Source organism: Amycolatopsis orientalis DSM 40040 = KCTC 9412, assembly GCF_000478275.1.
Lineage (GTDB): Bacteria > Actinomycetota > Actinomycetes > Mycobacteriales > Pseudonocardiaceae > Amycolatopsis > Amycolatopsis orientalis.
In genome coordinates, this window is record NZ_ASJB01000083.1 from 540,361 (window position 1) to 566,119 (window position 25,759).

General features: G+C 68.3%; 25 protein-coding genes. 16 read left to right on the forward strand and 9 right to left on the reverse strand.

The window, feature by feature from the left end; translation table 11 throughout:
* The first annotated feature begins 17 nt into the window (after positions 1–17).
* The 3 genes from rlmB to L324_RS33775 all read left to right on the forward strand — a co-directional run bounded on the left by rlmB (position 18) and on the right by L324_RS33775 (position 2,864).
* On the forward strand, positions 18–974 hold the full coding sequence (gene rlmB, locus L324_RS33765) for a 23S rRNA (guanosine(2251)-2'-O)-methyltransferase RlmB (RefSeq protein ID WP_037318240.1): 957 nt from the start codon (positions 18–20) through the stop codon (positions 972–974).
* 86 nt (positions 975–1,060) lie between these two features.
* Complete coding sequence (locus L324_RS33770; protein ID WP_037318243.1) at positions 1,061–2,494, forward strand: MBOAT family O-acyltransferase; 1,434 nt, start codon at positions 1,061–1,063, stop codon at positions 2,492–2,494.
* 13 nt (positions 2,495–2,507) lie between these two features.
* The gene (locus L324_RS33775) at positions 2,508–2,864 is read left to right on the forward strand and encodes a hypothetical protein (protein ID WP_037318245.1); all 357 of its coding nucleotides are present in this window, start codon (positions 2,508–2,510) and stop codon (positions 2,862–2,864) included.
* A 380-nt stretch (positions 2,865–3,244) separates the two neighbouring features.
* Here L324_RS33775 and L324_RS33785 read toward each other — a convergent pair whose 3' ends face one another.
* Positions 3,245–4,003 (reverse strand): alpha/beta fold hydrolase, encoded by a 759-nt coding sequence (locus tag L324_RS33785; RefSeq protein WP_051174243.1) that lies wholly within the window; start codon positions 4,001–4,003, stop codon positions 3,245–3,247.
* 87 nt (positions 4,004–4,090) lie between these two features.
* Between L324_RS33785 and L324_RS33790 the strand changes: the two genes are divergently transcribed.
* The 5 genes from L324_RS33790 (at position 4,091) to L324_RS33810 (ending at position 7,887) form a co-directional block, all read left to right on the forward strand.
* Positions 4,091–4,651: a TetR/AcrR family transcriptional regulator gene (locus tag L324_RS33790; protein ID WP_037318249.1), complete on the forward strand. Its 561-nt coding sequence runs from the start codon at positions 4,091–4,093 to the stop codon at positions 4,649–4,651.
* Positions 4,648–5,253, forward strand: coding sequence for a transglutaminase-like domain-containing protein (locus L324_RS33795; protein WP_037318251.1), 606 nt, complete (start codon positions 4,648–4,650; stop codon positions 5,251–5,253). Before L324_RS33790 ends, L324_RS33795 begins: the two co-directional genes overlap by 4 nt.
* A 149-nt stretch (positions 5,254–5,402) precedes the next feature.
* The gene (locus L324_RS33800) at positions 5,403–6,449 is read left to right on the forward strand and encodes a hypothetical protein (protein ID WP_081736550.1); all 1,047 of its coding nucleotides are present in this window, start codon (positions 5,403–5,405) and stop codon (positions 6,447–6,449) included.
* A 40-nt stretch (positions 6,450–6,489) separates the two neighbouring features.
* The gene (locus tag L324_RS33805; protein ID WP_037318253.1) at positions 6,490–7,128 is read left to right on the forward strand and encodes a hypothetical protein; all 639 of its coding nucleotides are present in this window, start codon (positions 6,490–6,492) and stop codon (positions 7,126–7,128) included.
* Between the two features lie 66 nt (positions 7,129–7,194).
* The gene (locus L324_RS33810; protein WP_037318255.1) at positions 7,195–7,887 is read left to right on the forward strand and encodes an HD domain-containing protein; all 693 of its coding nucleotides are present in this window, start codon (positions 7,195–7,197) and stop codon (positions 7,885–7,887) included.
* Here L324_RS33810 and L324_RS33815 read toward each other — a convergent pair.
* The 6 genes from L324_RS33815 to L324_RS33840 all read right to left on the reverse strand — a co-directional run bounded on the left by L324_RS33815 (position 7,884) and on the right by L324_RS33840 (position 13,940).
* A complete protein-coding gene (locus L324_RS33815; protein WP_037318919.1) occupies positions 7,884–8,534 on the reverse strand; it encodes a class II aldolase/adducin family protein in 651 nt (216 codons plus the stop codon). The two genes, L324_RS33810 and L324_RS33815, sit on opposite strands and share 4 nt — an antisense overlap.
* 2 nt (positions 8,535–8,536) lie before the next feature.
* Entirely contained in the window at positions 8,537–9,985 is a 1,449-nt protein-coding gene (locus L324_RS33820) for an FGGY-family carbohydrate kinase (RefSeq protein WP_037318257.1), read from the reverse strand.
* Positions 9,982–11,016 (reverse strand): 2-hydroxyacid dehydrogenase, encoded by a 1,035-nt coding sequence (locus L324_RS33825; protein WP_037318260.1) that lies wholly within the window; start codon positions 11,014–11,016, stop codon positions 9,982–9,984. Before L324_RS33825 ends, L324_RS33820 begins: the two co-directional genes overlap by 4 nt.
* Positions 11,017–11,115: 99 nt before the next feature.
* Complete coding sequence (locus tag L324_RS33830; RefSeq protein WP_037318262.1) at positions 11,116–11,571, reverse strand: ribose-5-phosphate isomerase; 456 nt, start codon at positions 11,569–11,571, stop codon at positions 11,116–11,118.
* Positions 11,572–13,257, reverse strand: a complete 1,686-nt coding sequence (locus L324_RS33835; RefSeq protein WP_037318265.1) for a dihydroxyacetone kinase family protein — start codon at positions 13,255–13,257, stop codon at positions 11,572–11,574.
* Positions 13,254–13,940: an HAD family hydrolase gene (locus tag L324_RS33840; protein WP_037318267.1), complete on the reverse strand. Its 687-nt coding sequence runs from the start codon at positions 13,938–13,940 to the stop codon at positions 13,254–13,256. The genes L324_RS33835 and L324_RS33840 overlap by 4 nt, the downstream gene beginning before the upstream one ends.
* A 77-nt stretch (positions 13,941–14,017) precedes the next feature.
* On the opposite strand from L324_RS33840, the gene L324_RS33845 reads away from it, so the two are divergent.
* The 4 genes from L324_RS33845 to L324_RS33860 all read left to right on the forward strand — a co-directional run bounded on the left by L324_RS33845 (position 14,018) and on the right by L324_RS33860 (position 18,418).
* Entirely contained in the window at positions 14,018–14,644 is a 627-nt protein-coding gene (locus tag L324_RS33845) for a histidine phosphatase family protein (protein WP_037318268.1), read from the forward strand.
* Positions 14,641–15,435, forward strand: a complete 795-nt coding sequence (locus tag L324_RS33850; RefSeq protein WP_037318269.1) for a DeoR/GlpR family DNA-binding transcription regulator — start codon at positions 14,641–14,643, stop codon at positions 15,433–15,435. Before L324_RS33845 ends, L324_RS33850 begins: the two co-directional genes overlap by 4 nt.
* Positions 15,436–15,647: 212 nt before the next feature.
* Complete coding sequence (locus tag L324_RS33855; RefSeq protein ID WP_037318921.1) at positions 15,648–16,982, forward strand: MFS transporter; 1,335 nt, start codon at positions 15,648–15,650, stop codon at positions 16,980–16,982.
* Positions 16,979–18,418 (forward strand): FGGY-family carbohydrate kinase, encoded by a 1,440-nt coding sequence (locus L324_RS33860; RefSeq protein WP_037318270.1) that lies wholly within the window; start codon positions 16,979–16,981, stop codon positions 18,416–18,418. The genes L324_RS33855 and L324_RS33860 overlap by 4 nt, the downstream gene beginning before the upstream one ends.
* A 4-nt stretch (positions 18,419–18,422) precedes the next feature.
* On the opposite strand, the gene L324_RS33865 is transcribed toward L324_RS33860, so the two are convergent.
* The gene (locus L324_RS33865; RefSeq protein ID WP_037318923.1) at positions 18,423–19,424 is read right to left on the reverse strand and encodes a coiled-coil domain-containing protein; all 1,002 of its coding nucleotides are present in this window, start codon (positions 19,422–19,424) and stop codon (positions 18,423–18,425) included.
* Positions 19,425–19,546: 122 nt separating this feature from the next.
* Between L324_RS33865 and L324_RS33870 the strand changes: the two genes are divergently transcribed.
* The 4 genes from L324_RS33870 to L324_RS33885 all read left to right on the forward strand — a co-directional run bounded on the left by L324_RS33870 (position 19,547) and on the right by L324_RS33885 (position 24,881).
* Positions 19,547–20,776 (forward strand): DUF445 domain-containing protein, encoded by a 1,230-nt coding sequence (locus L324_RS33870; protein WP_037318271.1) that lies wholly within the window; start codon positions 19,547–19,549, stop codon positions 20,774–20,776.
* 48 nt (positions 20,777–20,824) lie between these two features.
* Complete coding sequence (locus L324_RS33875; RefSeq protein ID WP_438938473.1) at positions 20,825–22,051, forward strand: DUF445 domain-containing protein; 1,227 nt, start codon at positions 20,825–20,827, stop codon at positions 22,049–22,051.
* Positions 22,052–22,101: 50 nt separating this feature from the next.
* On the forward strand, positions 22,102–23,325 hold the full coding sequence (locus L324_RS33880; RefSeq protein ID WP_037318275.1) for a DUF445 domain-containing protein: 1,224 nt from the start codon (positions 22,102–22,104) through the stop codon (positions 23,323–23,325).
* Positions 23,326–23,567: 242 nt separating this feature from the next.
* Complete coding sequence (locus L324_RS33885; RefSeq protein ID WP_037318277.1) at positions 23,568–24,881, forward strand: alginate O-acetyltransferase AlgX-related protein; 1,314 nt, start codon at positions 23,568–23,570, stop codon at positions 24,879–24,881.
* On the opposite strand, the gene L324_RS33890 is transcribed toward L324_RS33885, so the two are convergent.
* Positions 24,878–25,759 (reverse strand): metal ABC transporter permease, encoded by an 882-nt coding sequence (locus L324_RS33890; protein ID WP_037318283.1) that lies wholly within the window; start codon positions 25,757–25,759, stop codon positions 24,878–24,880. The genes L324_RS33885 and L324_RS33890 overlap by 4 nt on opposite strands.

Below are 25,759 nucleotides of genomic sequence, written 5' to 3' on the forward strand. Positions count from 1 at the left end.
CTCAAGGATTCTCACTGATGGCAGGCAACTCCCGGCGCCAGGGCGCTATTCGCAAGCCCGGCACGAAGAAGGGTCAGGTCGTCGGTTCCGGCGGCCAGCGCCGGAAGGGCCTGGAAGGCAAGGGCCCGACCCCCAAGGCCGAAGACCGGCCTGGGCACAAGGCGTACCGCATGTCGAACGCCCGTGACCGCAAGGAACAGGCGCGGCAGAAGAAGGCCGACAAGCCGGAACTGATCGCCGGCCGCAACCCGGTCGTCGAAGCACTCCGCGCCGACGTGCCGGCCACCGCGCTGTACGTCGCGGTGAACATCGAGATCGACGACCGCGTCAACGAGGCCGTCCGGCTCGCCGGCGACAAGGGCATCTCGATCCTGGAGATCCCGCGCGAGGAACTCGACCGCAAGACCAACCGGGCCATGCACCAGGGCCTCGGCCTGCAGGTGCCGCCGTTCGAGTACGCGCACCCCGGCGACCTGATGACGGCGGCGAAGGACTCCGGCAACACGCCGCTGTTCGTCGCGCTCGACGGTGTCACCGACCCCCGCAACCTCGGCGCGGTGATCCGCTCGGCCGCCGCGTTCGGCGCGCACGGCGTCCTCCTGCCGGAGCGGCGCAGCGCGGGCATGACCGCGGTCGCGTGGCGGACCAGTGCCGGCACCGCCGCCAAGCTGCCGATCGCCGTCGCGACCAACCTCACCCGCCAGCTGAAGGCGTGGAAGGACGACGGCCTGATGGTCGTCGGTCTCGACGCGGACGGCTCGGTCGACATCGACGAACTGAACCTCGCGGCGGACCCGCTGGTCATCGTGCTCGGCTCGGAGGGCCGCGGCCTTTCCCGGCTGGTGCGCGAGACCTGCGACGCGACCGTTTCGATCCCGATGGCGGCCGGTGTCGAGTCGCTCAACGCGTCGGTCGCGGCCGGCGTGCTCCTGGCCGAGGTGGCGCGCCGCCGCCGCATCGCGGGACGTGTCTGACCCCGCAGTTCGTCGACAAGGTGCGGGGCGCTCAGGCTAAGGTCACCAGCGGATAACGCGTAACCGCCCTGGGGGACCCCGCACCGATGTCGTTCATTTCGCCGCTGTTCCTGTGGTACTTCATGCCGGCGGTACTCCTCGCCGTGCTGGTGTGCCCGCGCAGCTGGCGCAACGGCATCGTCGCCGTCGGCAGCTTGATCTTCTACGCCACCGGCGCCGGGCCGTACACGCTGGTGCTGATCGGCTGCATGGTGGTCAACTTCCTGGCCGGGCCCGCGCTGGAGCCCAACGCCTGGGATCTGCAGAACACGCGGCGCAAGCGGCTGCTGCTCGGCGTCATCGGCCTCAACGTCGGCATGCTGCTGATCTGGAAGTACGCGGGGTTCGCGACCCAGCAGATCGCGGCCGTGACGCACTGGTTCGGCGGCGGCTTCCCGGTGGCCGACCTGGTCATCCCGATCGGCATCTCGTTCTACACCTTCCACCACATCTCGTACGTGGTCGACATCTACCGCGGTGAACGCCGCGCCCTGCGCAATCCGGTTTCGTTCGCCGCCTACATCGCGATGTTCCCGCAGCTGGTGGCCGGGCCGATCGTGCGGTACCGGGAGATCGCCGACCAGCTGCCGCAACAGCGGTCGCACCGCCTCGACGACATCGCGGCCGGGTTCCCCCGCTTCGCGCTCGGGCTGTGCAAGAAGACGATCATCGCCGACTCGCTCAGTCCGATGGTGGACGCCTGCTTCAACACCCCGTCGGATCAGATGACCTTCGCGATCGCCTGGCTGGGCGCGATCGGCTACACCCTTCAGCTGTTCTTCGACTTCTCCGGGTACTCCGACATGGCGATCGGGCTCGGCAGGATGCTCGGCTTCCGCCTCCCGGAGAACTTCGCGCGGCCGTACTCGTCGGTGACCATCACCGAGTTCTGGCGGCGCTGGCACATGTCGCTGTCCCGCTGGTTCCGCGACTACGTCTACATCCCGCTGGGCGGCAACCGCACCGGTGCCGGGCACACCTACCGGAACCTGTGCATCGTGTTCGTGCTGACCGGGTTCTGGCACGGTGCACAGTGGACGTTCCTGATCTGGGGCATCTACCACGGCGCGCTGCTGATCGTGGAACGCGCTTTCGGCTACGACGTCACCCCGAAGACCCAGGCCGCCCGGATCGGCCGCCGGGCGCTGACACTCGTGCTCGTGGTCTTCGGCTGGGTGTTCTTCCGCGCCAAGGACCTGCCGCACGCGCTCAACATGATCGGGCACATGGTGCTGCCGGACTTCACCGGGCTCACCGACGTCGTCGAAGGCGCGGTGACGAACCAGCGGCTGATCATCCTGCTGTGCGCGCTGGCGATCGTGTTCCTGCCCGCGCATCCGGTGACCGGGCCGCTGCTGGAGTCCTCGCGGAGCCGCCCCGCCACGGCGCTGCGGATCGGCGTGATGACCGTGGGCCTGGTGTACGCGGCCATCCTGATCGCGACGGGCACGTTCAGCCCGTTCCTCTACTACCAATTCTGAAGGAGCCCGGAGAATGACCGAAGCGACCGATCTGGCCAAGCTGCCGGGCGTGATCCCCTACGTCGACAACCACGACGGCCCGCGCCGCCTGCTGACCATCGACGTACCTCCCGTCAGCATGAACGCGGTGCGGCATTACGTGCCCTTCACGAGCATCGACGGGCGGCAGTACGTGGTGTCGTGGGGTTCGGTCACCTTCGAGATCCCCGCCGACCGGAACGTGCATGTCAGCGTGCACCTGCAGACCAACTACGCGTCCGGGCTGACGTCGACCCCGTTCGCGTCGATCGTCCTGGCCCCGCATCCGACGCCGGTGCGGCTGGCCACACGATTCAGCGACGCCGAGGGCACGCTCCTGCCGGTCGGCTAGGTTGGCCTCATGACCGACGGCTGGAAGCGGGACCGGATCGGTTCGGCGCTCCGGGGCGAAAATCCGACCGTGCTGCGCCGGCTGGACGCGGGCTTCGCGGTGATCGGCGATACGCAGTTCCTGCCGGGTTACTGCGTCCTGCTGACCGACACTCCCGGCGTCGGCCGGTTGACCGATCTGCCGCGGACGCGACGGCTGGAGTTCTTGGCGGACATGGATTCGCTCGGTGAAGCAGTCGAAAAGGTGTGCGCCCGGCGCGATTCCGGCTTCCGTCGCGTGAACCTGGAGATCCTTGGCAATACGGATCCCTTTCTGCACGCCCATGTCTGGCCGCGCTATGACTGGGAACCGGCGGACGTGGTCGGGCGGCCGGTCTGGCTCTATCCGGTGGGGAACTGGGCGACGGCCTCGCTGGGCCCTGAGCACGACTCGCTGCGTTCCGAGCTGACCGTGGAGATCGACAGGCTGCGTGCCGCGTCGAGCACCAGACGCGAGAACTCCTGACCGCGCACCATCGGCAGGTAATGCCCCGCCTTCGGCACGGTGATGAGCCGCCCGTCGGCGCAGACGTCGAGGAACCGGCGCTCGTGGCGCCTGAAGTGGTCGCGTGAGCCGTTGATGAGCCACGTGGGCCCCGGATAGGCCGCGAGTTCCGCGAGAACGTCGAAGTCCGCGAAGGCTTTGGCGACGTCCGGGATCACCTCGGTCGCGATGCCGCCCTTGAGCACGGCTTGGGCGAGCTTCGGCGGGAGCAGGCTTTCGAACTGCCGTCGGCTCAGCCGTTCGCCCTGGTCCGGCAGCCGCATGAGCAGCCGATGCGTGAGGCGGAACGGCGTCTCCAGGGTTTTGCCCGGCACGCAGGTCGAACCCGCGACGAGGAGGCCCGCCACGCGATCCGGATGCCGTGCCGCCGCGGCGATCGCGACGTAGCCGCCAAGGGAGTGCCCGACGACCAGAGCGGGCTCGTCGATGGCTTCGACGACGGCGTCCACGGCGCCGGCGAGGGTGAACCGTTCTCCTCGGCGGGCGCCGTGTCCGGGTAGATCGACCGCCGTGGCGGGTGGGTTCGCGCGTTCCAGCTGCTCGGTCCAGGCGGCTCCGCTGAGCCGGATTCCGTGGACGAAAACGACGGGGACCATGGACTACCTCCTGAATGCAACGCACCGTTGCGTTGCAAAGTACGCGTGTCGTCTTCGCAACGCAACGGTGCGTTGTATTCTTCGCGAGTGCGCACTCTGGACGGTCCCCGCAAGGCCGAGGCGATCTTCGCCGCCACTCTCGAACTGCTGGCCGAGCACGGGTACGACAAGCTGGCGATCGAAGCCGTGGCCGCGCGGTCCGGCGTCAACAAGACGACGCTCTACCGGTGGTGGCCGTCGAAGGACGCGCTCCTGGCCGCGGCACTACGCGATTCGGGGCTCTTCGCCCTCGAGGTCCCGGACACCGGCGGCCTCCGGGGTGATCTCCTCGCGGTGGCGACGCAGATCCACCGATTGCTGACTTCGGAGCACACCGCGCCCGTCGTCACCGCGACGCTCACCGCGGGCCCGCGCCGATCGGAACTCGGTGAGGTGTCACGGAGTTTCTTCGCCGACCGCATGGCGCGCGAACAGCCGATCTTCGAACGCGCCGCCGCCAGGGGCGAACTGCGGGCGGGTGCCGATCCGGTCGTCGTGATGGATCTGCTCGCCGGGGCGATCTGGTTCCGGCTGCTGCTGCGCGGCGGCGAAGCCGATCCGAAATTCCTCGAAGAAGCCGTCGACACCGTACTGAACGGAGCCTCGTGAAAAGCGCGCTGAAGATCGAATCCGAACGGCTCGAGGATTATCTCGTCGCCGACACGGTCGTCGATCACGATCATCCGCTGATCCGCGAAACGGCTGACGGACTGTCACCGACCGGCGGCACCGAAGTCGACGTGATTCGTTCGATGTTTCACTTCGTGCGCGACGACATCGCCCATACGGTGGACGCCGCCGATTCCCGCGTCACTCTTATGGCGTCCGAGGTTCTGCGCGAGCGGGTCGGTCTCTGCTACGCGAAGGCCCATCTGCTGGCCGCTTTGCTGCGCAGCCAAGGCATCCCCGCCGGGTTCTGTTATCAGCGGATCGGCGTTCTGCACGGGCTCAACGCCGTGTACCTCGCTGGTCTGGACCGCTGGATACGGCTCGACCCGAGGGGCAACAAGAACGGCGCGAACGCCCAATTTCCTTTCATACGACAGAGTTCCGTGGAAGACGAGCGGCTCGCGTGGGATCTGGACCCCGCCAAGGGCGAGATCGACTTCCCCACGGTGTACACCGCTCCGTCTTCGGCGGTAGTCGAAACACTGTCGGCGGCGAAGCCCGGTCCGGCGTGGTACGAAGGAATCCTTCCGCACGCTCCGTGAGTGGTTTTTCCGCGATCCGGCGAAACCTCCGATGCGAAAGCGGCATCGCCGAGCGTCACACTCGTTGTTGGGACCTTTCCCCCGAATTTCTTATTTCGACATTGTCACGATGCGCGTAGAGTAACTCCCCGCACTCAAACAGATACGCAATGCGTTCGTCCGTTCGAGTGCGGATCAAGGAGGTGACCCCCGTGCCCGCGGAAGCCGACCGGCTCCGCCGTACCCCACTGCAAGAGATCTTCTGGACCAGGACAAGTCTTCTGCTCACCGTACTGGTCGTCGTCGCGGGCCTCAGCCTGTGGATCTCCAGCATGATGGATCCCGGCGCCGGTAGAACGCTGCTCACTTCACTGGGCACCGGCACCCTGATCTCCGCGGTGGTCGGCTTCGGCCAGACCCTGATCACCGCCACCGCGTCACAACGCGCGATGGTGACCCCGCTGATCGAGGAAAGCCGCCGCGCCCTGGAAGCACTCAGCGCCGAATACCGTTCGCTCAACAAGGAATTCTTCCCCACCCACGTCTTCGAGGCGACCACCGACCCCGATCCGTTGTTCAACCGGGTCATGACCGAGGACCTCGACGCGACCCGGCACTACTTCTTCCGCGGGTTCTCCGGCAGGCACGCCGCGGCCCGGTTGCTGTTGTCCCGCACCGAAAGGGAGCTTCGCGTGGTCATCGCCGACCCGCGCGACGAGGGCGCCATCAGTGGCAGGGCGCGCTATCTCCTGCGCAGCGAAGAAGCGGGTTTGGACTACGAGACCATCCAAAAACGGCTCGACGACGAGATCAGTATCGGACTGGTCGGGCTGTTCCTGGCCCGCAGCCGGTGCTCACTGGTGGACATCACCGTCGTCGCCGACCCGCCGCTGGACCGGCTCGAAGTGTTCGACGAGAGCGTGTGGGTGACCTTGTACAGCGACATCCGCGGCGCCACCACGCTGTATCCGCGCACGTTGCGGTTCAGCGAAGGCTCCTTCCTGTACAACAAGGAACGCTCCGAATTCCTGCGCGTGTCGCAGTCCCGGTCCGGACGGCACTTCCGCATCTCCACCACGACGACTAGGGCGGATTTCCTCGCTCTGTACGAAAAAATCACCGGCTCTCCCCTGACCGAAGAGAACTTCCTCGAACTGGAAGGGAAATTCCACGCCTTCCGGAAGGAGTTCACCACACTCGCCGAGCTGAAGCCCTGACTTCGCGGCGCCGAAGAGTACTAGAATTGAGGAGCTGAAGTTGCTCACTCGCTTGTCCCCCCTCACCCAGCTGGCCGGGCTGCTCCGCACCACGGACCTGCCGCTGGCGCAGCATTGGCAAGTCGTCGACGAGATCTTCCGGGACTGGACGTCGAGACCGGATCTGCGCACCGATCTCCGGCGGCATCTGGAATCGCTCAGCCCCGACGAGGCCGACGCGGTACTCGGACGATCGCGTGAAACGACCACCCATTTCGCCTGGTGCCTGCTCGACTCCCCGACGGATCCCTTTTCGATCTGGCTCCACGAGTACAAGGCACCGGAGGACTGGCGCGAGGGCTACGCCGATTCCGTGCACAACCACAGATATCACTTCTGCACCACGCTCCTCCGTGGCAACTACGTCCACGAGCGTTACTCGACCCTGCGGGATCCGATTTCCGGATTGATCACATCGGTTCGGTTACGACGTAGCACTCTGTGCCAGGCGGGGTCGGTAGGCGTCATGTACGCGGACGAGTTCCATCGGATTCCTGAAGCCACCGAAGGGACTATGACGTTCTTGGTGAAATCACGCCCAGTAAGCGAGTTCAGCCTCTCCTATGACCCGAAGACCGGAATCGGGCATCGTCACGTTCCGGTTGAGGTCCGATTGGGGGACCTGGCCGCCCGCATCTAACTACACACCGCCGTCGAAGGCGCATACCATTACTCCACCCGTCGGTAAGCGGGATCGGAGAGGTGTATGCGCGCGCGAAAAAGCACGATTCCTTCCCAGACCATTGACAACGTCGAGCATCGCGTCCGGCAACTGTGCTGGCGTTATGCGGACAAACTGCAGTTCCACGGCTGGCATCATGTGAGTTTCGTCCGGGCGAAGGCCGCCGGGTTCGCCGAGCACAACGGTGCGGATCGCACCGTCGTCGAGGTGGCGGCGCTGGTCCACGACGTGAACTACATCGTGCTCAGGAACTCCCCCGCGGCCGCCGGACGAGATCTCCGGATGGGCATCCTCCGGGAGTGCGGAGTCGAGGACACCGTGGCGCGGTGGATCGACGACATCATCGACGAAGCCGAGATGGCCACCCGTGGCCGGGACATCTCACTGGAGGCTCAGGCACTGAGCGACGCCGACACGCTGTTCAAGGCGCTGCCGGTGACGCCCGTCGTGCTCGCCCACCGCTATCTGCGGGAGAACGGGCTGAGCCTGCGCGAACTGGCGCACAAGATCGTCGGCGAACAACGCGACGTCCACGACAGCGGTTACTACTTCTACAACCCGAAGGCCGCGGCGACCTACTCCCGGTGGGCGCTGGCGAATCTTCAGTTGTGGCAATGCATCAAGGAAGCCGTCGACGATCCGACGGTCGTCGAACTCCTCGACGCGGTGCACGCCGTCGACGACCTGGCCCTCGAAGTCGAGCCCGCCGCTTCCTAGCGCTGGCCGTAGCCGCGGAGTTTGGCCACGACGTGCTCGATTTCGGCGGGCGGGAGCAGATTCGGTGTTCCCGCCGCCCGCGCCGTCAGCCAGACCTGGCAGACCCATTCGAGCTGCTGCGCCCGGCTGTACGCGGAACCGAGGCCGTCGCCGAAGGTGATCGTGCCGTGGTTGGCCAGCAGGCAGCCTCGGCGGCCTTCCAATGCCTCCAGCATGGCCTTGGCCAGTTCTTCGGTGCCGTAGGTGGCGTAGGACGCGACGCGGGCCGTCGGACCGATCGCGGCCAGCATGTAGTGGATCGGCGGCACCTCGGCGACGAGGGTGGAGACGGCCGTGGCGTGCACGGAATGCGTGTGCACCACGGCCGAAACCGGCTTGCCGTCCGGATCCGCGGCCTGCCGGTACACGGTGAGGTGCATCGGGAGTTCGCTGGTCGGTTTGAGTGCGCCGTCGACGATCTCGCCGTCGAGGCCGACCACCGGCACGTCTTCGGGCCGCAGCCCGGCGTAGTCGACGCCGGTCGGGGTCACCGCGACCAGTTCGCCCCGCCGCACGGAGACGTTGCCGGACGTGCCGACCACGAGTCCGTCCGCGGTCATCCGGCGGGCGAATTCGCAGACCGCCGCACGTTCTTCGGCCAGGAGCACCGTCACAACCTCCACAGTCCACGGGCCGCGGCCAGTGAGGCCTGGTAATCGGCGTAGCCCTGCTCGTAGAAACCTACGTTCTCGGGACTGACCTCGACGACGCGGGCGCTTTCCGCCCACAGCTCCCTGTCGACCGGTTCGCCGAGGGCGTCCGCGGCGACGATCACCGCGCCCCTGGCCCCGACCCCGGGATCGCCGGGGATCACGATGGGCCGCCCGAGGACGTCGGCGAAGATGCGGGTCCATTCGAGCGAACGGACCCCGCCACCGCAGGCGTACAGCGTGCCGGTGAGGCCGGCCGCCTCGAAGCAATGCCTTGCCGCGTAAGCGATCGACTCGCACAGCGCACGGACGATGTCACCGCGTTCGCTCTCCAGGCTCAACCCGGAGAACTGCGCCCTCGCCGACGCGTCGACGAACGGCGCCCGTTCCCCGGACGCGGAAAGGAAGGGCAACGCGCGGACACCGCCCGCACCGGGCCTGCTCGCGTCGAGCAGCGTCCCGATCTCCTCGACCGCGATCCCGAACAGCCGGCACACCCAGTCGATTCCCGCGGTGCCGACCATCGCCGGCATCGCCCGCAGGAACTCTCCTTCCTCCGGGGTGCAGAGGAACATCCCCGCGGGTTCACCCTCGGGATCGAAGGCCGGCGAATCGGTCAGTACCTGGCAGGCGAGGGTGGTTCCGGCGGTGAGGATGCCGTCGCCCGGCCGCCGTACCCCGGCGCCGATCGCGCTCGCGGGCAGATCGAACGGGCCCGCCGTGACCGGCAGCCCGGCCGGGAGCCCGAGCAGCGCGGCCCCGCGCTCGTCCAAGCGGAAGACGGTTTTCGGCGCCGCCGGTTCCACGAACAGGCTCCGGCGGTGGGACAGGCCGACCGCCGCGATGGCGCCTTCGTCGTAGCGCCGGGTGGCCGGGTCGAGGAAAGGCAGCGAAGCGTCCGACGCGTCGACGGTGATCTCACCGGTCAGCCGCTGGACCACCGCGTCCACGCAGTAGCCCGCCACCGCCGCCCGGTCGAGCGACTCCGGTTCACGAGTGTCCAAAAAGGACATGATCGCCGCGGCGCTACCCGGGAACATGCCCGACGCGGTGCGGCGGAACACCTCCCGGGTCACCCCGTCCGCCTGCCATTCGGCCAGCAAGGAGTTGGCCCGTCCGTCGAGCCAGGAGATCGCGGGCCGGACGGCCGCACCGGACTCGTCGCGCAGCCAGAGCCCGTCGCCCTGGCCGGTGAGGGCCAGCGCGGTGACCGGGCCGTCGAGCCCGGCGGCGACCTCGCGCACCACCGTGGCCACGGTGCCGAGAACCTGGTCGAGGTCCTGCTCGACCAGCCCACCCGGCAGATGGTGCACCTCGGAGGTGGTGCACGCGCTCGCCACCGACATCCCGGCCTTGTCGAAGACGACCGCCTTGGTCAGTGACGTGCCGATGTCGACGCCGATGATCATGGCCGCCGGACCTCGGGATTCGCCAGGTTCGCGAGTGCCTCCCCGCGGACGTACCGGCCGACCTCGGCGGCGACGATATCCGCCGCCCGCTCCGCCGTCTGCCTGCTGGCTCCGGCGAGGTGCGGGGTCGCGATCACGTTCGGCGCGTCCCGCAACGCCCAGTCCGCGGGTGGCGGCTCGACGTCGTACACGTCCAGCGCCAGTGCGCCGAGCCGTCCCGAGCGCAGGGCGTCCGGGAGCGGCGAGTAGTCCAGGAGTCCGCCGCGCGCGGTGTTGACCAGCACCGCCCCGTCCGGCAGCAGCGCGAGTTTGGCGGCGTCGATCAGATGCCGGGTCTCCTCGGTGAGCCGGGCGTGCAGGCTCACCACGAAACTGCGGCGCAGCAGGTCTTCCAGTTCGACCAGTTCGGCACCGTCGGCAGCGATCTTGGCCGGATCGGCGAAAGGATCCGCGACCAGCACCTTCGCCCCGAACGCGAGGAGCACCTTGGCCACCCGCGCGCCGATCGCGCCGTAGCCGACCAGGCCGACGGTGGTCCCGTCGAGTTCGAGGCCGGTCCGGTCGTAGGCGTAGTAGTCGCCGCGCCAGGTCCCGCCCAGCAGTTCGGCCGAGGACGTCGCGATCCGGCGCATCGCGGCCAGGATCATCCCCACCGCGAATTCGGCGGCGGCACCGGCGTTGCGGCCGGGCGCGTACGTCACCGCGACCCCGGCCTCGGTGGCCGCGGCGAGATCGACGTTGACCGGGCCGCCCCGGCATACGGAGACGAGCTTGAGTCCCGGCGCGGCCGCGAATACCTGCTTGGTGAACGGCGCCATCTGGGTCACCGCGACCTCGGCTCCGGCGAGCGCCTCGATCACCTGCTCTTCGGTGCCGCTGGCCTCGTGCACGTTCGCGACCGGGCCGAACGGCTCCACCGGCCACGGCAGGGTCAGCTCCGAGAACTCGTGCCCGGCGCCGATCTCGGCACGGACGGCCTCGGCCAGCAGGCCGGTACCGACGAAATGGTCTCCCGCAGCGAGTATCCGCAACTCTGCGTCCTCTCTCCGTGCCCGTGTCGGGCGCTTCTCAGTGTCTGTTGGTCAACCCGCTACCGCAATCGACCGCCTGCCCGGCTTTCGCCGATGGGATCAGTGCGCTTTCTCGTATTCGGTGATGTGCGCGACCTTGCTCGCGCTGGCCGACGCCGGGTCGAAGCGGTAGCCGACCCATTCGGCGACGATCTTCTTCGCCAGTTCCGGCCCGATCGCCCGCGCGCCGAAGGTGATCACCTGGCAGTCGTTCGATTTGACCGAACGCTCCGCCGAGTACGAGTCGTGCGCGACCGTGGCCCGGACCCCCGGCACCTTGTTCGCCGAGATGGCCATGCCGATCCCGGTCCCGCAGACCAGTACCCCGCGATCCGCCTCACCCCGCGCGATGGCCTCCGCCGCCGCGAGCCCGAGCAACGGGTACGCCTTGTCGTCCGAGCCGTCGGCCACGCCGAGGTCGGTGACCTCGTCCACCCGGTCATCGGCGAGGAGCAGGTCACGCAGCTGATCCTTGAGGACCACCCCGGCGTTGTCCGCCGCCACCACGATCCGCATTCAGTCGTCCTTTCCCAGAGCTTGGCCGACGGCGGTGACGAGCAGCGCGAACGAGGTCGCCCCCGGATCCGGGTGTCCCTTGCTCCGCCGCGCCAACCGCGCCGCCCGTCCCTTGGCAGGCAGCAGGTCCGCCGTGGCCTCGGCCGCGCTCACCGCGACCTGGGCCGCCTTTTGCCAGGCCTGCGGCACGTCGGCGCCCGCCTCCGCCTGTTCGCGCAACGCCAGCCGGAACGGCTCGATGGCGTCGAGCATGGTCTTCTCACCGGGTTCGGCCTTGCCCAGTTCGACGAACGCCGCCACGGCGCCGTCCACGGCGTTCGCGAGCGCCTCCGCGGTGACCTCTTCGCCCGCCAGGCCACGCAGTCCCGCGCCTGTCTCGGCGAGCAGGACTCCGTACAGCGCACCGGAGGCTCCGCCCGCCGCGTCGGCGAACGCCGTCCCGGCGGCCAGGAGCGCGGTGGACAAGGAGTCTTCGTCGCGCCGCGCGGCAGCCACCGCGGCCCGCATGCCCCTGGTCATGCCCAGACCGTGGTCGCCGTCCGCCGCGACCGCGTCCAGCCTGCCCAATTCGGCTTCGTTGGCCTCGATGTCGTGGAGGGCCGCCGTCAACGCGCGATCCACGATGCCCCGGCCCGGCGCGGTCTCGGTCAGCAGCGAGTCCACTGTGGACTCCAAAGGCACCTGTGCCAGCACGGCACCGGTGCTCCGGTAGCCCGGGGTGTCGCATGGAGCCGCGTAAAGCTCGGCGAGTTCGTCGTCGAGCACCAGGATCGACAGCGAGACACCGGCCATGTCGAGCGACGTGACGAATTCGCCGACCTCGGTGTGCACCGGGTCGAGTCCCGCGGCGGCGAGCCTCTCGTGCACCCGGGTGTAGGTCGCGAACATCTCTTCGTACTTGGTGCGGCCCAGCCCGTTCAGCAGGACCACCACCCGCCCGTCACCCTCGGGCAGCTCCGGCAGGAGACCATCGACCAGTTCGTCGGCCAGGTCCCGCGCGCTCAGCCTGCCGACCGTGCGCACACCGGGCTCACCGTGGATGCCGAGCCCCAGTTCCATCTCGCTCTCGCCGACGGTGAACAGCGGCCCGGACGCCCCTGGCAGCGTGCACCCGCCGAACGCCGCCCCGAACGTCCGGGTGCGCGCGTTCGCCTTCTCCGCCACCGCGTGCACGGTGGCCAGGTCGTCGCCGCGTTCGGCGGCGGCACCCGCGATCTTGAAGACCAGGAAGTCACCCGCGACACCACGACGGCGTTCCGGCGCGTCGGCGGGGCCACTGGCGATATCGTCGGTGACCAGGATCGTGCGGCTCTCCACCCCCTCCGCCGCCAGCCGCCGCGCGGCGAGGCCGAAGTGCAGCACGTCGCCCTGGTAGTTGCCGTAACCGAAGAGCACACCCGCTCCGCTCTCCGCGGCACGAGCCGTGCGGTAGACCTGCTCGGCGCTCGGGCTGGTGAAGACGTCGCCCACCACCGCGCCGTCGGCGAGCCCGGGCCCGACGAGTCCGGCGAACGCGGGATAGTGCCCGCAGCCGCCGCCGATCACCACCGCGACCTTGCGTGCGGATTCCTCTCGGCGCAGTACGCCATAGGCGCCGGGGACCTTGCGCACCGAACGCCCGTAAGCGGTGACGAACCCGTCAAGCCAATCGCGTTTGAACGTCTCCGCGGCACCCAGGACCGTCATCGCCCGCTCGCCTCCGCGAATTCACCGGACAGGTACGCGAGCAGCTTGCGCCGCACGTCGTCGTTGTCCTCCGCGACTTCGGCGGCCAGTTCGAGCGCGTCCGGCTTAGGCGGGTACACCGGATTCGGCAGCGCGATCACGGTGAGCCCGGCCGCGGCGGCGGCGCGGATGCCGTTGCTGGAGTCTTCGACACCGAGGCATTCCTCCCCGGACCGGCCGAGCCTGGCGGCGGCTTCGAGGTAGACGTCCGGACTGGGTTTGCCCCTGGCGACCTCGGCACTGGACACGGTCGCGGCGAACTCGCCCGTGAGCCCGTGCTTGTCGAGCACCGCGTCGATCACCCGGCGGGCGGCCGACGACGCCAGCGCGACCGACACCTTCGCGCTCACCTCGCGGACCATCTCACCGGCCCCCGGCAGCAGTGGGGCCTCCCCCGCCTCGATCGCGGCGATCATGCCGTCCACCACGGCACGCTCGACCTCGGCCGCGCTTTCCGGTGTCCCGGATCGCTTCGCCAGATAGGCCGCCCATTCGGGCGCGCTCATCCCTTGCACGGACGCGGTGTCCTCGGCGGTCCATTCGGTCCGGTGCCGGGCGGCGTACGCCACCCAGTTCTCTTCCCAGAGGTGTTCACTGTCGACGAGGACACCGTCCAGGTCGAACACCACCGCGGCGAGTGCCATCCGGCATCTCCTTTCACATCGATGCTGTTAAGTTAACATCGACGATGTGATATTGACAAGCCCTGAGGAGGGAACACGTGGTCGCACGGTTGTTATTGGTCCGGCACGGCCAGACCGAATGGCATGCCGAGAACCGGTACGCGGGCAGCAGTGACGTCGCGCTGACCGAGGAGGGGCTCAGGCAGGCGGAAGAGCTCGCCGGATTCGCCGTGGCGGCGGGGCCGTCCTCGGTGTTCTGCTCGCCGCAGAGCCGCGCACGCCGCACCGCGGAACCGTCGGCCGAGGCATTGGGCCTGCCCTTGCGCGTGATCGACGAGCTGCGCGAAGTCCACTTCGGACTGATGGAAGGACGCACCAGGGACGAGCTGGCGGCGACGGATCCCGATGCGGTCGCGAGGTTTCTCGCCGATCCCGTGACCGGCGCCTTCCCGGGCTCGGAGCCGCCGGGGGACGCGGCCGCCCGCGGCGCGAAGGCACTGCGCGGGATCGCCGCCGAGGTGCCGGGCGAGACGGTGCTGGTCGTCGCGCACAACACCCTGATCAGGCTGACCCTGTGCGAGCTGCTCGGCATCCCGCTCGAGACCTATCGCACGGTGTTCCCGCGACTGGACAACGCGGCCGTCACCGAGATCGCGATCGACGGCACGCGCACCGGCCTGCTGCGCCTCAACCAGCCGGCGCGCACGCGATACTGGACGCCATGAGCGATGAGAAGACGGCCGGTGCGAGCGCACACTCCCGTAACACGCGCCAGCAGCAGATCACCGAACACGTCTTCAAGACCGGCTCCGCCACCATCTCCGACCTGGTGGAACTCACCGGCGTCAGCACCATGACCGTGCACCGTGATGTCGACGAACTGGTCCGGCGCGGCCTGCTGCGGAAGTACCGGGGCGGCGTGTCGGCCATGCCGTCGACGGTCTTCGAAAGCAACGCCGACTACCGGATGAACGTGCATTCGGAGGAGAAGGCGGCGATCGCCGCGCACGCGCTCGCCCGCGTCGAACCGGGGATGTCGATCCTGCTCGACGACTCCACGAGCGCGCTCGCGCTGGCGAAGATGCTGCACCGCGTCACCCCGCTGACCGTCGCGACGAACTACCTCGGCGCCATCGAACTCCTGAAGGGCGTGCCAGACCTGCGGCTCATCTGCATCGGCGGGGACTACTCGGCGACCCACGACTCGTTCCTCGGCATGCAGAGCCTGGAGGCGATCGAACGGATCAACGTCGACGCGACCTTCGTTTCGACGTCGGCGATGAACACGCGGATGACCTTCCACCAGGAGCCGGAGATCGTGATGCTCAAGCGCGCGATGCTCGCGAGCGCCCGGACGAAGGTGCTGCTGATGGACCACAGCAAGACCGAACGCGCGGCACTGCACCGGCTGGCGCCGTTGAGCGACTTCGACGTGCTGATCGTCGACGACGGCGTCGAAGAGCACCTGGCCGAGGAGATGCGGAGCCAGGTGGAAGTGGACGTCGCGGAAGTCTGAGCCCCGCCCCCGCCGCAATAGCCGGGCCGATGGGCGCTTTCCCCACATCTCACGCAGCGAAGGACGCCTTCCCCACATCGCATGCGGGGAAAGCGCCCTTCAGCTCCCCGCCCCGGCGCGCGAGGCTAACACGGAAATCCACCGATGTAACATCTTGAAAGTTAAGTTAACACGATCCATGATACGCTGAACACGACGTCATGGAGGCGTGCATGAACCAGGTAACATCGCCGTTATCGCGATCCGGGAGCGGGTTCGCCCGCGTACTGAACCGCTGGGGGCTGCCCGCCCCCTTGTTCCTCGGCTATGCCGGGCTGCTTCTGTTCATGATCGGCGACGGGGTCGAGTCGGGCTTCATCGCGCCGTTCATGGCGGACAACGGCGCGGGCACCGAGATCAAGGCCTCGTACGTGATCACCGTGTACGGCGTAGCCGTGATGCTGGCGTCGTGGCTGTCCGGTGCGCTCTCGGATCTCTGGGGACCGCGTCGCGTGATGATGATCGGCCTGGCCATCTGGCTGGTGTTCGACGTGCTGTTCCTCGCGGTCGCGGTATCCGGTGAGAACTACCCGCTGATGCTGGTGTTCTACGGTCTCCGCGGGTTCGGCTATCCGATGTTCGCCTTCGGTTTCCTGGTCTGGATCACCGCGGTGGCACCGGTCGCGCGGCTAGGCGCGGCCGTGGGCTGGTTCTATTTCGCCTTCACCGGCGGGCTGCCGACACTGGGCGCGCTGGTCGCGAGCTTCACCAACCCGGTACTGGGCCAGTACGGCACGCTGTGGGTGTCGGTGGCGCTGCTCGCCCTCGGCGGTCTGCTGGCGATCTTCGGCGTCCGGCAGCGGACGGGGTACACCCGGCTCGCGCCACCGGACGTGAAACCGGTGCAGAGCCTGGTTTCCAGCGTGTCGATCGCGTGGAAGAAGCCCCGCGTCGGCGTCGGGATGCTCGTCCGCGTCATCAACACCGCGCCCGAGTTCGGCATGCTGGTGTTCTTCCCGACGATCTTCATCGAGGGCATCGGGTTCGGGGAGAGCCGCTGGCTCCTCCTGGTCTCGGTCATCTACGGCACGAACATCTTCTTCAACCTGATCTTCGGCGTGCTGAGCGACCGGATCGGCTGGCGGACCACGATCTTCTGGTTCGGCGCGATCGGCTGCGCGATCTCGATCCTGCTGCTGTACTTCGTCCCGGTCGCGATGGGCGCCGAGTACTACTGGCTCGCACTGCTCGTCGGCGCGCTGTACGGCGCCACGCTCGCCGGGTTCGTGCCGATCTCGGCACTGCTCCCCTCCCTCGCCCCGGAGAACAAGGGCGGGGCGATGGCGCTGCTGAACCTGGGCGCGGGCGCGGCGGCGTTCGTCGGGCCGGCGATCGTCAGCGTGTTCCTCGGGCCGCTGGGCGCGGCCGGGGTGGTGATCGTCTTCGCCGCGCTGTACCTGGTCGCGGCGGTCATGGTGCGGTATCTGAAGCTGCCCGAAGAGACTGCGAAGGCGATCGAAGAGGACAAGAGCCTGCAGGAAGTCGGAGAGAAGGTCGCCAGCACGTGAACGAACCCGTCACGATCGGCATCGACGTCGCCACCGCGGGGGTCCGTGCCCTCGCGGTGCGCGGCGGCAGCGTCCTCGCCTCGGCGGCCGAGCCCCTGCCCGCCCCGGTCCGCGACGCCCGCGGGCACAGCGAGCAAGACGCCCGGTCCTGGTGGCCGGCGGTGGAGACGGTGCTGGCGAAGGTCACCGGCGAGCTACCGGGCAGGGGCGGCGAGGTCGCCGCGGTGGCCGTCGCCGCGACGTCGGGGACGATCGTCGGGGTCGACGCCTCGGGTGCGCCGGTCACGCCCGCGCTGATGTACGACGACAGGCGCGGCGCGGCCCTCAACCGCGAGGCCACCGAACTCGGCGCGGATCGCTGGCGGCGGCTCGGCTTCGGGGTGTCGGCCACGGCCGCGCTCGGCCGGATCGCCTGGCTGTCCGCTTTCGTCCCCGGCGTCGCCGCGATCCGGCACACACCCGATCTGATCGCCGCGAAACTCACCGGCGGACCGGTGGCGAGCGACTGGTCCCATGCCTTGAAAAGCGGCTACGACCCACTCGCCCGCGAGTGGCCGCACGAGGTCTTCGAGGCATTGCGGGTGCCGGAGAACCTGCTCCCGCCGGTCGTCGCTCCGGCCACCGTGCTCGGCACGATGGCCCGTCCCGTCGCCGGGCTCCCGGCGGGCTGCCAGGTCGTGGCCGGGATGACCGACGGATGCGCCGGCCAGCTCGCGGCCGGGGCGGTCACCCCCGGAAGGTTCGTCGGGATCCTCGGCACGACGTACGTGCTCAAGGGAGTCACCGAAGAACTGGTGCCGGATCCGACAGGCGCGATGTACAGCCACCGTCATCCCGACGGCTGGTGGCTGCCCGGTGGCGCGTCGAACACCGGCGGCGAGGCCGTGGCCGGGCAGGACAGGCTCTCCGAACTCGACGCCGCGGCGGCCGCGTTCGGGCCGGCGAAGGTGGTCGCGTACCCGTTGCGGCGCAAGGGCGAACGGTTCCCGTTCACCAGCGGTGACGCCGAAGGCTTCGTGTCCGGCGAAGCGGACGAGGTGGAGCTGCACCGGGCCAAGCTGGAGGGGGTGGCCTTCCTCGAGCGGCTGGCGCTGGACCACCTGCGGCGGCTCGGAGTGACGATCACCGAGCCGCTGCTGGCGGCGGGCGGCGGCAGCAAAAGTCCTTTGTGGACCCGGATCAGGGCGACCGTCACCGGTCTCGGCCTGCGGGTCTCCCCACAGGCCGAAACGGGGTACGGCGCCGCGTTGCTCGCCGCGGCCGGGGTGCTGCCGGGCGGGCTCACCGAGGCGTCCGAAGGGCTCGGCGAGGGAACACTCGTCGAGCCCGACGAACGCGAGAGCGGCGCGCTTGCCGAGTCATACCAACAGTTCTGCACCGAGCTGCACACCCGGGGCTGGATCGACGACGAGCTGTTCGCCGTCGTCCGCCATTGAGAACTCAGGAAGGACGTGGGCCGTTGGACTTGGTCGGAGCGGGCTTCTGCGCGGCCTCGGCTTTGGGGGTCTCCGTTTTGGATGCCTCCGTTTTGGATGTCTCAGCTTTGGCAGTCTCCGCGTCGGGAGCGGGTGCCAGCAGCCGGATGGCTTCTTGGACGGCGACATCCGTGGCGGAAAGCCGTTCGGCGACCTTAGACCGGAGTTCCAGCGCGAGCTTCCGGGCCTGCTGGGCCTCGGCCTGCTGAGTCTTCGCGTCGGTGAGGGCCTCCGCGACCTGCTCCTGCTTCGCCGCGATGTCCTCGGCCGAGGACTTCTCCGACTTGGCGATCTTCTCCGCAGAGATCCGCTCGGCTTCGGCGCGCTTCTCCGCCGACACCCGGTCGGCTTCCGCGATCTTGTCGGCGGACGCCTTCTCCGCCTCCGCGCGGCGAGCCGCCGAAGCCTCTTCGGCCTTCTTGTCGGCGGCGGCTCGGGTCCGGACGCTTTCCATGTCCAGTTCCTTGCGCTTCTGCGCCGCCTCGGCGTTCAGCCGCTCGATCTCGGCCTTGGCGTCCGCGAGCAGTTTCTCCCGCTCGGCCTGCGCGTCCTTCGCCGCTTTGTCGCTGGCGCGCTGCGTCTCGTGGGCGTACCTGTCCGCCTCGGCACGCGTCGACGTGGCGTCGGCTTCCGCGGCGGCCTTGAGGTCGGCGATCTCCTCCTCGGCCAGCTGCATCATCATGCGGACGCGTTCGGCCATCGCACCGGCGCCGGAAGGGCTCGAGCTCATCCGGACGAGTGCGGCCTTGGTCTCGTCCAGTTCCTTTTGAGCGTGGCCGAGCGCCTTGGTGAGTTCAGCGGCGGTCGCCACGGCCTCGTCGCGATTGCGCGAGAGCTGCTTGAGTTCGGACGACAGTTCGGCGAGCCGCTCGTCGACCTGACGCTTGTCGTAACCGCGGACGGAGCCCGCGAATTGGGGCGATTTCGCTGAGGGCGCCTGAGGCGCCGACTTCTCAGGAGCGACCATGGCGGCCACCTTAATGAGCAGGGGCCAGTCGAGTAGTACCGCCAAACGGCTGCACTCGGCACGCGACCGGTCGATCACATGGCATCCTGCATTGTTGACAGGTCGTAAGCAGGGAGGCCCGGGTGGACATTTCGGCGATCCTCGACGACATCCAGGCGCACTGGCACGTCTACGCCACGATGCCGTTCATCGCCGCCCTCATCGGCTACATCACGAAACGCGTGGCCATCGAGATGATGTTCCGGCCGCTGGAGTTCGTCGGGATCAAACCCTTCCTCGGCTGGCAGGGGGTCATCCCGGCCAACTCACGCCGGATGGCGACCACCGCGGTCGACCTGCTGACCAAGAACCTCGTCGACCCGCAGGAGATCTTCTCCCGGCTCGATCCCGACGAAGTGGTCAAAGAACTCGAAGAGCCGCTGCTCAAGGCCGTCGAGGACGTCACCCGAGAGGTCATGGAGCAGTACCAGCCCCGGCTGTGGGAACTCCTGCCGACGCGGGCGCAGCGGATGCTGGTCGACCAGGTCAGGGCACAGGCGCCGAGGGTCGTCGCACGGCTGATGCGCGAGGTGTCGACGAACATCGACGAGGTCCTCGACGTCAACGAGATGCTGATCAACGCGATGGTCCGGGACAAATCGCTGACCTGCCGCCTGATCAAGGAGGTCGCGACCCCGGAACTCCGCTTCATCGCCCGGTCCGGGATCTACTTCGGCTTCGTGATCGGCCTGGTCCAGTTCGTCGTGTGGGCGCTGACGAAGCAGCCGTTGATCATGCCGATCTTCGGTTTCGTCACCGGTTTCGTCACCGACTGGCTGGCCCTGAAGATGATCTTCTACCCGCGTGAGCCGCGCCGGTTCCTGTTCTTCAGCTGGCAGGGCATGTTCCAGAAACGCCGCCAGGCGGTCGCCCGCGACTACGGCGCGCTGATCGCGGACGAGGTCCTCACCGTGCGGAACGTGATGGAGGCCGTGCTCACCGGGCCGAAGTCGGACAAGCTGTTCACGATGATCACCCGCGAGGTCCAGCGGACCATCGACGCGCAGGCGAGCATCGCGAAACCGTTGGTGGCGCTGACCGTCGGCGGCAAGCAGTACCAGGAGATGAAGAAGGCCGCGGCGGAGAAGGCGATCGCGTACCTCCCCGAAACGGTGAAACATGTGGAGAGTTACGCCACTGACGCGCTCGACGTACGCAACACGATCGTCGTGAAGATGCAGCAACTGACCCCGCTCGAGTTCGAAGGGATCCTGCGACCCGCCTTCCAGCAGGACGAATGGAAGCTGATCGCGGTCGGCGCGGTGATCGGCGGGCTCGTGGGTGAACTTCAGGTCCTGCTCCTCCTCCACTGAGGACAGGCGGCTAGGTTCCCCTCAAGCGAGACGCGGGAGGGGCTGCGAGTGGACGCCGTCATCGCCGATCTCGGCGAGCACTGGCCGGTGTACGTCACCATGCCGTTCATCGCCGCGCTGATCGGCTACGTCACCAAACGCGTCGCCATCGAGATGATGTTCAAGCCGGTCGAGTTCGTCGGCATCAAGCCGTTTCTCGGCTGGCAGGGCGTACTGCCGGCGAACGCCGAGCGGATGGCGGCCACCGCCACCGAGATGCTGACGAACAACCTAGTCGATCCGAAAGAGATCTTCGCCAGACTCGACCCGGCGCAGGTCGCGAAGGAGATCGAGCAGCCGCTGCTTCGCGTCGTCGAGGACGTCACCCGCGAGGTGATGGAGCAGTACCAGCCCCGGTTGTGGGAAGTGCTGCCGAACACCGCCCAGCAACTGCTGCTCAAACGCGTGCAGGGCGAGGCGCCGCGAGCGATCACGAAGATCATGGGCGAGATCGCCGAGAACATCGAAGACGTCCTCGACCTCAAGCACATGGTCGTGACGAACCTGGTGCGCGACAAGGCCTTGCTGAACCGGCTGATCCGGGACATCTCGCGGCCGGAGATGCGGTTCATCGCGCGGTCGGGGATCGTGTTCGGCTTCTCCCTCGGCTGCGTCCAACTGCTCGTCTGGGCGCTGACGAAGTCGCCGATCGTGCTGCCGCTGTTCGGTATCGGCATCGGCTGGTTCACCGACTGGGTCGCGCTGAAGATGATCTTCCTGCCGCGGGAGCCGAAGCGGTTCTTCGGCTTCTATACCTGGCAGGGCGTGTTCCAGAAACGCAAGGACCAGGTGGCCGCCGACTACGGCGACATGATCGCGCGCGAGATCATCACCATCCCGAACCTGCTTGAAGCCGTGTTGAGCGGGCCGAAGTCGGACAGGCTGTTCACGATGATCACCCGCGAGGTCCAGCGGACCATCGACGCGCAGGCCAGCGTCGTGAAGCCGTTCGTCGCGATGGCCGTCGGGAGCAGGCGGTTCCAGGAGATGAAACAGACGGCGGCGGCGAAGGCGGCGGCGCGGATCCCGGAGACGATCCGGCACGCCGAGAGTTACGCGGTCAACGCGCTCGACGTCCGGAACACCATTGTGGACAGAATGCGACGGCTGAACCCGCTCGAATTCGAGCAGCTGCTGCGCCCGGCGTTCCGGCAGGACGAGTGGAAGCTGATCGCCGTCGGCGCGGTGATCGGCGGCCTTGTCGGTGAACTTCAGGTGCTCCTACTGCTTCACTGACGGCTACCCGATACCGTTTCCCATCCCCGGAGAACGAGCGAGGAGGTCCCATGGACGCCGTCCTCGACGACCTCGCCCGGCACTGGTGGCTGTACGCCGCGATCCCCTTCATCGCCGCGCTGATCGGCTACGTCACCAAACGCGTCGCCATCGAGATGATGTTCAAGCCGCTCGAGTTCGTCGGCGTCAAGCCGTTCCTCGGCTGGCAGGGCGTGGTGCCCAAGCACGGCGGGCGGATGGCCGCCGTCGCGACCGAGTTGCTGACGTCGAACCTGTTGGACGTCAAGGAGGTCTTCCGACGGATCGACCCGGCGATCATCACGCGCGAGATCGAGCAGCCGTTGTTGCGGGCCGTGGACGAGGTCGCCCGCGAAGTGCTCGAAAAGCACCATCCCAGGCTATGGGAGGTCATGCCGACGATGGCGCAGGAGCTGCTGATCAAGCAGGTCCAGGCGTCGACGCCGCGGCTGGTGCGCGAGTTCATGGCGGAGATGACCGAGAACCTCGACGAGGTGCTCGACTTTCAGCACATGACCGTGCAGCGGCTCACCAGGGACAAGAAACTGCTCGTCCGGCTCATCCGCGAGACGTCACGGCCGGAGATGGCGTTCATCGCGCGCACGGGGATCTACTTCGGCTTCGGGCTCGGTGTCGTGCAGGCGATCGTCTGGGCGGCGACGAAGGAACCGTGGGTGCTGCCGATCTTCGGCGGCTGCATCGGGCTGTTCACCGACTGGCTGGCGATCAAGCTGATCTTCGTGCCGCGGGAGCCGGTGCGGGTCGGCCGGGTGATCCTGCAGGGCAAGTTCCAGCGGCGGCGGGCCGAGGTCGCGCGCCAGTACGGCGAGCTGATCGCGAACGAGATCCTCACCGTGCCGAACCTGCTCGACGCGGTGCTGCGCGGGCCGCGGTCGGATCGGCTGTACGCACTGGTCGAGCGGCTCGTGGCGAACGCCGTCGACGAGCAGGCGAGCGCCGCGAGGCCGATGGTGGCGATGGCCGTCGGCGGGCAGCGGCTGCAGGAGATCAAACAGGCGGCCGCGCGGAAGGCGCTGGAGCGGCTGCCGCCGACGATCCGCTACGCCGAGGGCTACCTGACCGAGGCGATGGACGTCGCGAAGATCGTCGAACGGCGGATGCTCGGGCTGACGCCGCTGGAGTTCGAGGGCCTGCTGCGGCCCGCCTTCCGGCAGGACGAGTGGAAGCTCATCGCCGTCGGCGGGCTCATCGGCTTCCTGGTCGGGGAACTCCAGGTCCTGCTGATGCTCCACTGACCGCTCGCGTTTAGCCCGCTAAACGCGCCCCGGGCGCACTTGCGTTTCGCCCCCTAATCGCGATCCGCAGGGGCGGGGCGGCGTCGCGTTTAGCCCGCTAAACGCGACCCGACCGACGCGCGCGCGTTTAGCCCGCTAAACGCGCCCCGGGGGCACTTGCGTTTCGCCCCCTGATCGTGATCCGGGGCGCGGAAGTGAGGCGTTCTCACGTGCGCGCGACACGGGGTGATTACGGTGGTGGGGTGGCGTCCGAACCTCAGCAACTGCCAGCCGTGCACGAGGCGTGGCTTCCCCGTGAGCACGCGCTGCACCGTCCCCGTCACGGCGGCAGGCAGCTGACCGCGCTGGTCAGCGCGCTGCTGTTCTTCACCACCCCGGCACTGCTGTGGGTCTTCGGCGTGCGGCCGGGCGAGATCGAGAACCACAAGCTCGCGAGCTTCCCCGGCCTGGACAAGGGCTGGGCCTTCTTCACCGACCTGCCGGCCTGGGCCATCGACCAGCTGTCGTTCCGGCCGGGCGCGATCGCCGCCGCCGACGCGATCAGCCGCGGCGTCTTCGGCGAGGGCGCCCCGCTCGACCAGCCGCCACCGCAGCAGCAGGCCGGCCCGATCCCCGCGCCGCCGGCGCCGACGCCGTCCAAGACCGCGCCCACCCAGGGCCCGACGCCGAACGCCGCGTCCGGCTACCGCCGCGTCGTCCAGGGTCGCGACGGCTGGCTGTACTACGGCTACGACGCCGACGCGAAATGCGATCCGTCCCGTCCCCTGCCCGAGACCATCGCCAAGATCAACGAGCTGCGGCGCGCGGTCGAGCAGTCCGGGAGGCGGTTCGAACTCGTCGTCGCGCCGGACAAGTCGACGATGGTCCCGCAGTTCCTGCCCGACACCTACCCCGGCAAGGACTGCTCGCGGTCGGCCGAGGCGAGCACCTGGCACCGGATGATCAAGGACGCCCGCGCGATCGACCTGCGGCCCGAACTGCGCGCGTCCGAGGGCCGGGTGCAGCGCCCGATCTACCCGTCGAACGACACGCACTGGGCCGACGAGGGCGCGCTGGTGATGACGCGCGCCATCGCGAACGCGATCAAACCGGGGGTCACGCAGACCTGGGTCAGCGTGCCCGTCGGCCAGTACGACACGGTCGCGGACCTGCCGCCGCTGATCAACAAGCAGGGCACCAAGACGAACACGCTCTACAGCCTCCGCCCCGACGGCTTGGTCGAGCGCGCGGGCGAACCCAACGGCGACATCGACCGGCCGGTGTACCGCACCGCCAGTCCACTGATCGGGACCGTGGACGACAAGATCCTGATCTACGGCGACTCGTTCACGAAGGCGTCTTCGCGGTATCTCTCGGGTGCGTTCACGAACCTGACGATGCTGGCGCACTTCACGCAGAAGACTTCGCAGGCCGAAGCCGTCGACGCCTTCGTGAACGCGAACGTGGTCGTCCTCGAAGCGGTGGAACGGAGTGTGGCCGGTGGCCAGCTCGCGTTCATCGACCCCGGTTTCCTGGAAGCGGTCAAGAAGGCGCTCGCCGAGCACCCGATCCGCTAGCGCAGGGCGGGCCGGGCCGCCGCCGTCGGCTCGACGCGGACCCGCGAACTCCGGCCGCGCAGCCACGCGATGAGGCGGCAGACCAGGTAGATCACGAACGAGATCGTCGTGACGAACGCGCTCACCGGCTTCCCCGGCGCGAGCGAAAGGATGATCCCGCCGAGCGCCGCGGTCTCCGCGAACACGATCGACAGCACGGTCGCCTTCCACGGGCTGGCCGTGACGCGCGCGGCCGCCGCGGCCGGGGTCACCATCAGGGAGACCACGAGCAGCGCGCCGACGATCTGCACGCCGAGCGCGCTCGAGATCCCGACCAGCACCGCGAAGATCAGCGAAAGCAGCCGCACCGGTACGCCGCGCGCCGCCGCGACCGCGGGGTCGACCGTGGCGAACAGCAGCGGCCGGTAGATCACCGCGAGCACCACGAGCACCACGACCGAGGCGCCGACGAGCAGGTTCAGGTTGGTCGAGTCGATGGTGATGATCTGCCCGACGAGGATGCCGAACTTGTTGGCGCTGCGGCCTTCGTAGAACGAGAGCAGCAGGACGCCCATGCCGAGTCCGAAGGCGAGGATCACGCCGATCACGGAGTCGCGTTCGGACTCGCGGCCGCCGAGGATCCCGATCAGCAGGGCGGCGATCACCGCACCCGCGAGGCCGCCGAGTTCGACTCCGACGCCGAGCAGGAGCGCGCCCGCCGCGCCGGTGAAGGCAAGTTCGGCGGTGCCGTGCACGGCGAACGACATCCGCCGCATGACGACCAGCGGGCCGAGTACGCCGGCCACCAGGCCGAGTACGGCGGCCGCGAGCAGCGCCGTCTGCACGAAATCGAGACCGAGGAGTTCGCCGGTCAGTGCGAAGTCGAACATCTTGTCCAC

Bases quoted from the DNA above. Each gene is read 5' to 3' on its own strand.
- rlmB (WP_037318240.1), top strand. From the start codon at position 18: ATGGCAGGCAACTCCCGGCGCCAGGGCGCTATTCGCAAGCCCGGCACG.
- L324_RS33770 (WP_037318243.1), top strand. From the start codon at position 1,061: ATGTCGTTCATTTCGCCGCTGTTCCTGTGGTACTTCATGCCGGCGGTA.
- L324_RS33775 (WP_037318245.1), top strand. From the start codon at position 2,508: ATGACCGAAGCGACCGATCTGGCCAAGCTGCCGGGCGTGATCCCCTAC.
- L324_RS33785 (WP_051174243.1), bottom strand. From the start codon at position 4,003: ATGGTCCCCGTCGTTTTCGTCCACGGAATCCGGCTCAGCGGAGCCGCC.
- L324_RS33800 (WP_081736550.1), top strand. From the start codon at position 5,403: ATGCGTTCGTCCGTTCGAGTGCGGATCAAGGAGGTGACCCCCGTGCCC.
- L324_RS33810 (WP_037318255.1), top strand. From the start codon at position 7,195: ATGCGCGCGCGAAAAAGCACGATTCCTTCCCAGACCATTGACAACGTC.
- L324_RS33820 (WP_037318257.1), bottom strand. From the start codon at position 9,985: ATGATCATCGGCGTCGACATCGGCACGTCACTGACCAAGGCGGTCGTC.
- L324_RS33830 (WP_037318262.1), bottom strand. From the start codon at position 11,571: ATGCGGATCGTGGTGGCGGCGGACAACGCCGGGGTGGTCCTCAAGGAT.
- L324_RS33835 (WP_037318265.1), bottom strand. From the start codon at position 13,257: ATGACGGTCCTGGGTGCCGCGGAGACGTTCAAACGCGATTGGCTTGAC.
- L324_RS33840 (WP_037318267.1), bottom strand. From the start codon at position 13,940: ATGGCACTCGCCGCGGTGGTGTTCGACCTGGACGGTGTCCTCGTCGAC.
- L324_RS33850 (WP_037318269.1), top strand. From the start codon at position 14,641: ATGAGCGATGAGAAGACGGCCGGTGCGAGCGCACACTCCCGTAACACG.
- L324_RS33855 (WP_037318921.1), top strand. From the start codon at position 15,648: ATGAACCAGGTAACATCGCCGTTATCGCGATCCGGGAGCGGGTTCGCC.
- L324_RS33865 (WP_037318923.1), bottom strand. From the start codon at position 19,424: ATGGTCGCTCCTGAGAAGTCGGCGCCTCAGGCGCCCTCAGCGAAATCG.
- L324_RS33880 (WP_037318275.1), top strand. From the start codon at position 22,102: ATGGACGCCGTCCTCGACGACCTCGCCCGGCACTGGTGGCTGTACGCC.